This window comes from Nocardia sp. No.11 (assembly GCF_038752175.1).
GTDB classification, from domain to species: domain Bacteria; phylum Actinomycetota; class Actinomycetes; order Mycobacteriales; family Mycobacteriaceae; genus Nocardia; species Nocardia canadensis.
Genome location: NZ_JBCGFB010000178.1, coordinates 1 through 9435, shown reverse-complemented (window position 1 = coordinate 9435; position 9435 = coordinate 1). Strand labels below are relative to the sequence as shown.

6 protein-coding genes and 1 pseudogene are annotated in these 9435 nt (G+C 70.4%); 2 read left to right on the top strand and 5 right to left on the bottom strand.

Annotation, left to right across the window (positions count from 1 at the left end; genetic code table 11):
• On the top strand, positions 1 to 1125 hold a 1125-nt coding region (gene metE / locus V8688_RS29940; RefSeq protein ID WP_342802199.1), incomplete at its 5' end, for a 5-methyltetrahydropteroyltriglutamate--homocysteine S-methyltransferase.
• An 86-nt stretch (positions 1126 to 1211) separates the two neighbouring features.
• Here the strand turns inward: metE and V8688_RS29935 are convergent.
• From V8688_RS29935 to V8688_RS29925, 3 genes are read right to left on the bottom strand one after another with little or no spacing between them, the layout of a single operon-like run.
• The gene (locus V8688_RS29935; RefSeq protein ID WP_342802198.1) at positions 1212 to 2348 is read right to left on the bottom strand and encodes a bifunctional 2-methylcitrate synthase/citrate synthase; all 1137 of its coding nucleotides are present in this window, start codon (positions 2346 to 2348) and stop codon (positions 1212 to 1214) included.
• A gap of 2 nt (positions 2349 to 2350) precedes the next feature.
• The gene (prpB, locus tag V8688_RS29930) at positions 2351 to 3265 is read right to left on the bottom strand and encodes a methylisocitrate lyase (RefSeq protein WP_342802197.1); all 915 of its coding nucleotides are present in this window, start codon (positions 3263 to 3265) and stop codon (positions 2351 to 2353) included.
• The gene (locus V8688_RS29925; RefSeq protein ID WP_218719251.1) at positions 3265 to 4788 is read right to left on the bottom strand and encodes an MmgE/PrpD family protein; all 1524 of its coding nucleotides are present in this window, start codon (positions 4786 to 4788) and stop codon (positions 3265 to 3267) included. The genes prpB and V8688_RS29925 overlap by 1 nt, the downstream gene beginning before the upstream one ends.
• Before the next feature lie 312 nt (positions 4789 to 5100).
• Here V8688_RS29925 and V8688_RS29920 point away from each other — a divergent pair, with 312 nt between their 5' ends.
• Positions 5101 to 6525, top strand: coding sequence for a short-chain fatty acyl-CoA regulator family protein (locus V8688_RS29920; RefSeq protein ID WP_218719250.1), 1425 nt, complete (start codon positions 5101 to 5103; stop codon positions 6523 to 6525).
• 3 nt (positions 6526 to 6528) lie between these two features.
• On the opposite strand, the gene recG is transcribed toward V8688_RS29920, so the two are convergent.
• Positions 6529 to 8793: an ATP-dependent DNA helicase RecG gene (gene recG / locus V8688_RS29915; protein ID WP_342802196.1), complete on the bottom strand. Its 2265-nt coding sequence runs from the start codon at positions 8791 to 8793 to the stop codon at positions 6529 to 6531.
• Positions 8793 to 9435 (bottom strand): annotated as a pseudogene (locus V8688_RS29910) (dihydroxyacetone kinase); the annotation flags it as partial. The gene recG and the pseudogene V8688_RS29910, both read right to left, overlap by 1 nt.

Below are 9435 nucleotides of genomic sequence, written 5' to 3'. Positions count from 1 at the left end.
GCCGCCGAGACCAGGCGCACCGACCCGCGCCTGCACGACGACCGGGTCCGCGCCCGCCTGGCCGCCCTCGACGAGGACGACCTGACCCGCTCCCCCGCCGACGAGCGCAGGGCGGCGCAGCGCGCTCACCTCGACCTGCCGGTGCTGCCGACCACCACGATCGGCTCCTACCCGCAGACCTCGGCCATCCGCCTGGCCCGCGCCGCGCTGCGCACCGGCGAGATCGATGCGGCCGAATACGAGCGCCGGATGCGGGCCGAGATCGCCGACGTGATCGCCCTGCAGGAGAAGCTCGGCCTGGACGTGCTGGTGCACGGCGAGCCGGAACGCAACGACATGGTCCAGTACTTCGCCGAGCTCCTCGACGGCTTCGCCACCACCGAGGCGGGCTGGGTGCAGTCCTACGGCACCCGCTGTGTGCGCCCACCGATCCTGTTCGGCGACGTCGCGCGGCCCGCGCCGATGACGCTGTCGTGGATCGGCTACGCCCAGTCGCTGACCGCCAAGCCGGTCAAGGGCATGCTGACCGGTCCGGTGACGATCCTGGCGTGGTCGTTCGTCCGCGACGATCAGCCGCTCGCCGACTCGGCCCGCCAGGTCGCACTGGCGATCCGGGACGAGACGGTGGACCTGCAGGCCCAGGGCGCCCGGATCATCCAGGTCGACGAGCCCGCCCTGCGCGAGCTGCTGCCGCTGCGCGCGGCCGATCAGCCCGCTTACCTGCGCTGGTCGGTGGACGCGTTCCGGTTGGCCACCGCCGGGGTCGCCGACACCACCCAGGTGCACACGCACCTGTGCTATTCGGAGTTCGGCGAGGTGATCTCGGCGATCGCGGGCCTGGACGCCGATGTCACCTCGATCGAGGCGGCCCGCTCGCACATGGAGGTTCTCGACGACCTGAACGCGGCCGGTTTCGCGCTCGGGGTCGGCCCCGGCGTCTACGACATCCACTCGCCCCGGGTGCCCTCGGTCGAGGAGATCACCGCCGCACTGTCGGCCGCGCTGGCGGCCGTACCGGCCGAACGACTCTGGGTGAACCCGGACTGCGGTCTCAAGACGCGTGGCCCGGTGGAGGTTGAGGCGTCGCTGCGCAACCTGGTGACGGCGGCCGCCGCGCTGCGCTGAACACAGCACCGCCCCGGACGGGTGATCCGTCCGGGGCGGTGGTGCCGGTCCGCGGCGTCGGCGATGCGGGGCCGACGCGGACCGGTTCAGTGACGCGTGGGCACCGGACGCTGGTCGACGCCGCGATACTCCGACAGCGGCCGGATCAGCGCGTTCGCGGCCGACTGCTCGGCGATGTGCGCGGTCCAGCCGGTGATCCGGCTCATCACGAAGATGGGCGTGAACATCTCGATGTCGAAGCCCATCAGGTAGTAGGCGGGCCCGGCGGGGAAGTCGAGATTCGGTGCGATACCGGTCTTCTCGGCCATGGCCGCGGCGAGCGCGTCGTACATCCGCACCCACCGCTGTCCGCCGGTGACCGCGGCCACCTCGTCGAGGGCGGCCTTCATCGTCGGCACCCGCGAGTCGCCGTTACGGTAGACGCGGTGGCCGAAGCCCATCACCTTGCGCCGCGCGGCCAGCGTCTCGCCGACCCAGGCCGCGGCCCGAGCGGGGTCACCGATCTCGAGCATGGTGTGCATGACCGCCTCGTTGGCGCCGCCGTGCAGCCTGCCCTTCAACGCGCCGATGGCCGCGGTGATCGCGCTGTACAGGTCCGAGCCGGTGGAGGTCACCACCCGGGCGGCGAAGGTGGAGGCGTTGAAACCGTGCTCGGCGTAGAGGATCAGCGAGATCTCGAACGCCCGCACGATCCGCGGCGCGGGCACCTCGCCGAAGCACATGTACAGGAAGTTCTCGGCGAACCCGAGCTGGGAATGCGGGGCGATCGGGTCGAGCCCGCGCCGCCTGCGCATCGCGGCCGCGATCACCGTGGGCAGCAGCGCGGTCAATCGCAGTGCGGCGGCGAGTCTTTCCCGTTCGCCCACGCTCTCGGCGGCGGCGTCCTCGGTGCCGAGGTAGCTGACGACCGTGCGCACCACATCCATCGGATGACAGGTGTCGGGCATCTTCTCCACCAGCGCCAGCACCGACCGGTCGATCCGGCGCTGCGCGCGTTCGCGCTGGCACAGCTGTTGCAGCTGCCCGTCGTCGGGCAGCTCGCCGTGCCAGAGCAGGTAGGCGACCTCCTCGAAGGTGCAGCGCGCGGCCAGATCCTGCACGGGATAGCCGCGGTAGGTCAGCGAGTTGGTCTCGGCAACCACCTTGGAGATGCTCGTCGTGTCGACCACCACGCCCGCCAGCCCCTTGGCGATGGGCCGCGGTGCCGTATGTCCACTGGTCATGGTCACTCACTCACTGTGAAATCGAAGATGCCGGAGTCGAATTCGTTGTAGCGCTGGTAGCCCAGCAGTTCGTAGAGCCGCGACCGGTGCTGCATGCGACCCAGCAACGCCGTTTGGGTTCCTGCCGTGGCGATCTCGCGCAGGCCGTCCTCGATCGCGCCCATCGCCAGCCGCAGCGTGGTGACCGGGTAGATCACCGCGTTGTAGCCGAGATCGGTCAAGGTCGCGACCGACAGCAGCGGGGTCTTGCCGAACTCGGTCATGTTCGCCAGCAGCGGGACATCCACGGCGGCACGGAACCTCGCGAACTCGGCCTCCTCGACCAGCGCCTCGGTGAAGATCAGGTCGGCGCCCGCGTCGGCGTAGGCCTTGGCCCGCTCGATCGCCGCGTCGAGTCCCTCGATGGCGCGCGCGTCGGTGCGGGCACAGATCACGAAGCCGGGATCGCGGCGCACCGCGACCGCGGCCCGGATCCGGCGCACCATCGCCGCGGTCTCGACCACCGCCTTGCCGTCGAGATGACCGCACCGTTTGGGATTGACCTGATCCTCGAGGTGACAGCCGGCCAGGCCCGCGTCCTCGAGCAGGGCCACCGTGCGGGCGGCGTTCATCGGTTCGCCGAAGCCGGTGTCGGCGTCGACGAGGACCGGCAGCTCGGTGGCGCGCGCGATCTGGCGACCCCGTTCGACGACCTCGGTGAGCGTGGTCAGCCCGATGTCGGGCAGCGCCAGCTCGGCCGACACCACCGCACCGGAGACGTACACGCCGTCGAATCCGATCTCCTGGATCAGCGTGGCCACCAGCGGATTCACCGCGCCCGGCAACCGCTGCAACTGTCCGGAGGCCAGGCCGGCCCGGAACGCGGCGCGTTTGCGCGCCGGGCTGGTGTGCGCGGCGAGCAGTCCCGAAACACTCATCAGAACAGTCCTTCCCGCGCGGCGGGGAGCACCTCGAACAGGACCGGGTCGACCGCGAAGCTGAGCTGGTCCAGCTCGCCCGCGGCCAGCTCCGGGGTCCGCTGCGCGGCGTCGAGGAAGCGCTCCTGCTCGTCCGGCGCGACGACGCCGTCGGCGAGGACGCGGAACTTCTCGAGGTACTGCGCGCGGGCGAACGGCCGCGCGCCCAGCGGATGCGCGTCGGCCACCGCGAGCTCGTCGACGACGACGGTGCCGTCGTCGAGGGTGACCACGGCCCTGGCGCCGAAGGCTTTCTCCGCCGGGTCGGTCGCGTGATAGCGGCGCGTCCACTCCGGGTCCTCGACGGTGGAGATCTTGCGCCACAGCGCGATGGTGTCGGGCCTGCGCGCGCGCTCGGGTGCGTAAGAGCGCTCGTGATGCCAGGTGCCGTCCTGCAGGGCGACCGCGAAGATATAGGGCAGCGAGTGGTCGAGGGTCTCGCGGCTGGCGTGCGGGTCGAACTTCTGCGGGTCACCGGACCCGGTGCCGATCACGTAGTGGGTGTGATGGCTGGTGTGCAGCACGATCGAGGTGATGCGGGCGGTGTCGGCGATCCGCTCGCGCAGCCTGCGCGCCAGGTCGATCGGGGCCTGGCTCTGGTATTCGGCCGAGTGCTCCTTGGTGTAGCTGTCCAGGATCGCGCGCTTGGCCTCGCCGGGGCCCGGCAGCGGCACCCGGTATTCGGCGTCGGCGCCGCCGAGCAGCCAGGCGATGACGCCGTCGGCGCCCTCCCAGATCGGGGCGGGCGCGCCCTCCCCGCGCATCGCGCGGTCGACCGCCTCGACCGCCATCTTGCCCGCGAAGGCCGGCGCGTAGGCCTTCCAGCTGGAGATCTCGCCCTTGCGGGACTGCCGGGTCGCGGTGGTGGTGTGCAGCGCCTGGCCGACCGCCTGATAGATGGTCTCGGCGTCGAGACCGAGCAGCGTGCCGATGCCCGCCGCGGCCGACGGGCCGAGATGGGCGACATGGTCGATCTTGTGCTCGTGCAGGCAGATCGCGCGCACGAGGTCGATCTGGATCTCGTAGCCGGTCGCCAGGCCGCGGATCAGCTCGGCGCCGCTGCGCCCGGTGTGCTGGGCGACGGCCAGGATCGGCGGGATGTTGTCGCCGGGATGGGAGTACTCGGCGGCCAGGAAGGTGTCGTGGAAGTCGAGTTCGCGGACCGCGACACCGTTGGCCAGCGCCGCCCACTCCGGGGAAAAGCGCTGCGCGCCCGCCAGTCCGAACACGGTGGCGCCGTGTCGGCGTGCGCCCACGGGCAGCGGATGGGCGCTCGCCTGCGCTCTGGCCGTCCGCACCGGGCCGCGCAGGACCGAGGCCGCGGCCACCGCCGCGTTGTCGATGATCCGGTTGACGATCATGTCGGTGACCTCGCCTGACACCGGCACCGGGTCGGTGGCCACCTCCGCCACCAGCGTGGCCAGGTGCTGCGCGCGGGGGAACTCCTCGGCGGCGCCGACACTGCGAACGAGATGGGTTTTCACTGATCCTCCGATTCCAGCTGGTCGATCCCAGCCACAATTCGCACGCTACGCACCGCGAACCGCTCGGAGAACATGCTGAACAAGCGTATTTTTGTGTGCGACACTCGATGAATCAGCGAACATTGCGAAGGCTGGACGGTAAGGTCGGGGACGTGATATCCGATCGCCACGGACCCCGGATCCGACCTAACGGTCTCTTCGCACGTTACGCACCGGTAGTCACAGGTAAAATCCCTTGCAGGACTGGGCTTCTCCCCAGACAATCACGATTTCGAGCGAACATTGCAAACCCGGCGAGTTAGGATCTCCGGCGTGCGGAAGATGTACGCGGGGGCCAGGCTACGACGGCTGCGTGAAGAACGACGGATGACTCAGGCGGCGCTCGCGAAATCGCTGGATCTCTCGCCCAGTTATCTCAACCAGCTCGAACGCGACCAGCGCCCGCTCACCATTCCCGTTCTGCTGAAACTGAACTCGACCTTCGATCTGGATGTGCAGTTCTTCGCCGCCGACTCCGACGCGCGGCTGGTCTCGGATCTACACGAAGTGCTCGTGGAAGCCGCGGGCGGTGGCGACACCGCGCCGATCACCGAGGTCGAGGAACTCGCGACCCGGCTGCCGGAGGTGGCCCGCATCGTCATCGCCATGCACCGGCGCCTGCGCGCGGCCACCGATCAGCTCGACCTGCTGTCCTCGCGGGTGGACACGCCCAGCGGCGCGCCGGGCACACCCATGCCCTACGAGGACGTACGCGACTTCTTCTACGACCACCGCAACCACATCTCCACCCTCGACCACGCCGCCGAGCAGCTGTTCGAGGAGTCGGGGCTGAGCATCGGCTCGCTGGACCGGCAGCTGGCCAGGATCGCCGAGGAACGCGCGGGTGTCACCGTGCTGGTCCGCGGCGACGGCGCCGACCCGACCATTCCCAAGCGCCACTACGATCCCGACACCCGCACGCTCACCCTGGCGCGGCGGCTGCGCCCCGGACAGCGCGCCTTCCAGATCGCCACCACCCTGGGCCTGCTGCTCTACGGGCGCGAGATCGACAACGTCCTCGCCGAATCACGGGCACTCACCGGTGAGTCCCGCACCCTGGCCAGGGTCGGGCTGGCCAACTACTTCGCGGGCGCGCTGATCCTGCCCTACGGCCGGTTCCTGCGGTCGGCGGAGGAACTGCGCTACGACGTCGACCTGCTCGCGCTGCGGTTCGAGGTCGGCTTCGAGACGGTGTGCCACCGGCTGAGCACCCTGCAGCGACAGGGCCAGCGCGGGGTGCCGTTCTTCCTGGTACGCACCGACCGGGCGGGCAACATCTCGAAACGGCAGTCCGCCACCGCGTTCCATTTCTCCCGGGTCGGCGGCAGCTGCCCGCTGTGGGTCACCCACGAGGCGTTCGCGCACCCGGGCCGCATCCTCACCCAGATCTCGGAGATGCCCGACGGGCGCCGCTACCTGTGGATCGCCCGGACCACCCCGGCATCCGCGCAGGGCTACGGCACCGCGGCGAAGAACTTCGTCATCGGGCTCGGCTGCGATATCGAATACGCCGACCGGCTGGTCTACTCCCAGGGCCTGCAACTGGACGACCCGCAGGTGGCGGTGCCGATCGGGGCGGGCTGCAAGGTGTGCGAGCGGCCCGCGTGCCCGCAGCGCGCGTTCCCGCAGATCGGGCGGCCGCTCGCGGTGGCCGAGCACACCAGCACCGATCTGCCGTATCCGCGCCTGCCGCGCTGAGCGTCAGGACTTCGCGAGGTATTCGATGCGTTCGCCGTCGACGGCGGCGTCCATCATCCCCGCCAGCCCGGGATGCTTCACCAGGCCGGGGTCGTCGGCGACGACCTGCCTGGCCAGCTCCTGGGCGGCGGTGATGACCTCGAGGTCGTCGAGCAGCGACAGCAGCCGCAGCGACCGGGCGGTGCCGGACTGCGCCGCGCCGAGCACATCGCCCTCGCGGCGCTGGCGCAGGTCGAGCACCGAGAGTTCGAAGCCGTCGGTGGTCGCGGCCACCGCCTCCAGCCGGGCCATCGCGGTGCCGCCGGGCGCGGCATCGGTGATCAGCAGACACAGCCCGGGATGCTTGCCGCGGCCGATCCGGCCGCGCAGCTGGTGCAGCTGACTCACGCCGAACCGGTCGGCGTCGACGATCACCATCACCGTCGCGTTCGGCACGTCGACACCGACCTCGACGACCGTGGTGCACACCAGGACATCGATGGCGCCGTCGTTGAACTGACGCATCACCTGGTCCTTCTCGTCCGAGGGCAGGCGGCCGTGCAGCAGCCCGACCCGCACCCCCGACAGCGGGCCCGCGCTCAGCGTCTCGTACATCTCGACCGCGGCCTGGGTGGTCGGGCCTTCCTTCTCTTCCGCGGATTTCTTACCCTTGGCGGGCGGGGCGTCGGGGTCCTCGCCGATGCGCGAGCACACCACATACGCCTGTCTGCCCGCGCCGACCTCTTCGAGAATGCGCTCCCAGGCGCGGTCCACCCAGCCCGGATGCAGCTTGCGCGGCACCACCTTCGACACGATCGGTGAACGGCCCCTGGGCAATTGGGTGAGGGTGGAGGTCTCCAGATCACCGAGCGTGGTCATCGCGATGGTGCGCGGAATCGGCGTGGCGGTCATGACCAGCAGGTGCGGGCTGATGCCGTCCTTGGCCTTGGCACGCAGGGCATCGCGCTGTTCGACGCCGAAGCGGTGCTGTTCGTCGACAACCACCAGGCCGAGGTCGAAGAACTCCACCGCGTCCTGGATCAGCGCATGCGTGCCGATGACCAGGCCGGCTTCACCGGTCATCGCGTCCAGCAGCGCCGCCTTCTTCGCCGCTACCGACATCGAGCCGGTGAGCAGCACCACCTTCGTGGATTGTTCGGCCGCGCCGAGTTCCCCGGCGGTGCCGAGATCACCGAGCATCGCCCGCAGCGACCGGTAGTGCTGGGCGGCGAGCACTTCCGTTGGCGCGAGCAGCGCGCACTGGCGGCCCGCGTCGACCGCCTGCAGCATCGCGTGCAGGGCGACGATGGTCTTGCCCGAGCCCACCTCGCCCTGCAACAGGCGGTGCATCGGGCGGGTGCGCGACAGGTCGGCGGAGATCTCGTCGATCACCTGCTGCTGGCCCTCGGTCAGCTCGAACGGCAGCCGCTCGTCGAAGGCGGCGGCGATGCCGTCGGTGCGCGGCGGGCACGCCGGGGCGGTGCGGCCCTCGACCTCGTGCCTGCGCTCGGCCAGCACCAGCTGCAGGGCCAGCGCCTCGTCGAAACGCAGCCGGTCCCTGGCCTTCTCGATATCGAGCTTGTGTTCGGGCAGGTGGATCAGGCGCAGCGCGTCGGAGACCTCGAGCAGGTGGCGTTCCTCGCGCAGGTCGGCGGGCAGCGGGTCCTCGATCGGGTCGAGCTGGTCGAGCACCTGGCGAATGCAGGCCAGCAGATCCCAGCTCTGCACCTTCGCCGTCGCCGGGTACACCGGCACGAACTCGCGCTCGAAGAACGACGCGTCCACTCCCCCAGCGCCTTTCGCGCTCTGCGCCAGTCCGCGCAGCGCGCCGCTGCCGCGTACGGAGGTCAGCTCCTCGACACCGGCCTCGGCCTTGTCGGGCAGGATCAGATAGTCCGGGTGCGAGAGGTTCCAGCGGTCGGGGCGCCACCAGTGCACGGTGCCCGACATCATCGCTCGCACCCCCTCTTTCACCAGGTAGCGCACCTTGTCACCGTTGAAGAAGGTGGCCTCGATCGGGCGGGTGGCGCCGGTGTCGAGCTGCACCTTGAGCAGCGAGCCGCGCCGGTTCTTCATCGGGCGCAGTTCGGTTTTGGTGATCCGGCCGATGACGGTGATGTGCGCGCTCTCCTCCGGTTCCTCCTCGGTGAGCGGCTGTCCCTGGGTGGCGTAGCGGGCGGGATAGTGACGCAACAGGTCCTCGACCGTGGTCATGTCGAACGCCTCGGTCAGCCGGTCGGCCGCCTTCACCCCGAGCACGTGGTCGAGCCGGTCACTCAACGTCGCCATCACTCGACCCCTATCTGCACCAGATCCGCTTGCTGCCCACCGGAATACACCACGACCTCGACACCGGGGAAACCGGCTGTCACGTGCTCGGCCAGGACCGCGCCCAGTTCGGGGCCCGCGTCGGCGCCCATCAGCAGTGTCACCAATTCGCCACCGAGACCGAGCATCCGGTCCAGCAGGATACGACCGGCGCCGACCACGTCGGGGTCGATGACCACCACGTCGTGGCCGACCAGGCCGAGTCCGTCACCGGGCGAGCACATGCCGACCATGGTCAGCGCGCGTACCCGGGCCGGGCGCAGCGCGCCCCAGCGGGTGGTCGCAGCCGCCTCCGACATCGCGAACGCGTCGTCCACGGCGATCCGGCCGCGATCGTGGACCGCGAGCGCGGCCAGGCCCTGCACCATCGACGCGCTCGGCAGCAGCAGGACGTCACGTGACCCGTCACGGGCGGCGACACCGGCGGCCACGAGTTCCTGCGCGGGCAGCGCGCCGTTGGGCAGGACGAGGACTTCCCGGTTCGGCATCGCGCGGATCGCGGTGAGCAGGGCGGTCGTGTCGAGCTGGCGGTCACCGCGCAGCACCACCGCGCCCGCGTCCTCGAACAGGCGGGCGGCCGCGGCGCCGGAGGCCACCGCCAGG

What these genes read in the sequence shown, in the direction of transcription:
- V8688_RS29935 (WP_342802198.1), bottom strand. Translation starts at nt 2,348, where the DNA reads ATGACCAGTGGACATACGGCACCGCGGCCCATCGCCAAGGGGCTGGCG.
- prpB (WP_342802197.1), bottom strand. Translation starts at nt 3,265, where the DNA reads ATGAGTGTTTCGGGACTGCTCGCCGCGCACACCAGCCCGGCGCGCAAA.
- recG (WP_342802196.1), bottom strand. Translation starts at nt 8,793, where the DNA reads ATGGCGACGTTGAGTGACCGGCTCGACCACGTGCTCGGGGTGAAGGCG.